Origin of the sequence: Microcoleus sp. AT3-A2, from assembly GCF_036705685.1 — a bacterium.
Taxonomy (GTDB): Bacteria; Cyanobacteriota; Cyanobacteriia; order Cyanobacteriales; family Microcoleaceae; genus Microcoleus.
The window spans coordinates 1-1,193 of sequence record NZ_JAUBVF010000168.1; the positions used below are offsets into that span (position 1 = coordinate 1).

At 34.2% G+C, this 1,193-nt stretch carries 1 protein-coding gene; it reads right to left on the reverse strand.

The features are described from left to right. Positions 1 to 15 precede the first annotated feature (15 nt). A complete protein-coding gene (locus tag QUB37_RS29705) occupies positions 16 to 1,128 on the reverse strand; it encodes an IS630 family transposase (protein ID WP_333168832.1) in 1,113 nt (370 codons plus the stop codon). Positions 1,129 to 1,193: the final 65 nt, after the last annotated feature.

Consider the following 1,193-nt stretch of genomic DNA (forward strand, 5'->3'; position numbering starts at 1 on the left):
TAAGCTGTTCGACATCTAAACTGCATTAACTAAGTTACCTTTATTTTTTATTTTTCGGTTCCATTTTATAATTAGTCCTCCTTCATTTAAAAGTTTATGTAACAGTGCTTCTAGTTTTTCAAGGGATTCAAATAATCTATTAGCAACATATTCCTTGGCGGAATGCCATACTAATTCAATTAAGTTATAGTCAGGGCTATACTTTGGCAAAAACTCTATGATTAGATTCGGCATCTCTGACGCTATTTTCTGCAAAGTCTCTGCTTTTTTATGAAAACTAGCGTTGTCCAAAATTATCACAAACTTACAGCCCTTATCTTTAAAGTCTTCTGCTAAATTTCCTTGCAATATCCACTCGGCTTTTAAATCTTCATAAAAAGTTTTCAGCACAGCATAAAAATTAGCAGAATTACCAGATGGAATAAAATCTACCCATCTTTTTTTGTCTGAGTATCTCACTCCACCCATAACATTAATACGACCTTTTCGTCGGTCTCCTCTTTTATTAGTTCGAGTCCCCTTTTTACACCAGTTTTTCCTTCTAATTACTCTTAAACTAAATCCACTTTCGTCCCAGAACCATACCTGCAATAAGTTTGGAGATTCTTTTTCTATTTTTAAATACTCAGCTAATTTATCTTTAAATAAACCCCTTTCTACGGCATTTTGCTTATCCTTCAAGCTGTATTTAGCCCAAAGGTAAACATACTTTTTTGATTTTAAAATTCTCCTTACTTGGGTACTACTCAGCTCAATTCCCGTCTGCTCTCCTAGATGTATTGCAAGTCTAGCTGTTGTCCATCTTCCGAACTCATAACCATATTTCTCAGGCTCTACTTCAACTGTTTCTAAAAGTAAATTAATGTATTTTTCTGTGGCTTTTCGGTAATTACCCTTCATCCTATTATCTTTAAAACTGTCTAAAATATCGGGATCACCATGAATGCTCCAGTAGGCAACTTTTCTGAGAGAACATCCAATTAGTTCAGCAGTTTGAGCTTGTGTATTTCCGTTGTTTAGCAATAAAAATATTAACGCTCTTTGTCGAATGTCTGGATGCTCATGGTCTTTTAATGCTTGTTGCAGAGTTTTCTTTGTCTCGGAACTGAGAAAGTTTTTAGCAGGCATTCACTTTTTCTGAATATCATTATGTTATATTATACCAATATGCGTTTTAAATGCACAACAGCTTA

Coding starts and splice junctions, on each gene's coding strand:
- QUB37_RS29705 (WP_333168832.1), bottom strand. CDS start 1,128: ATGCCTGCTAAAAACTTTCTCAGTTCCGAGACAAAGAAAACTCTGCAA.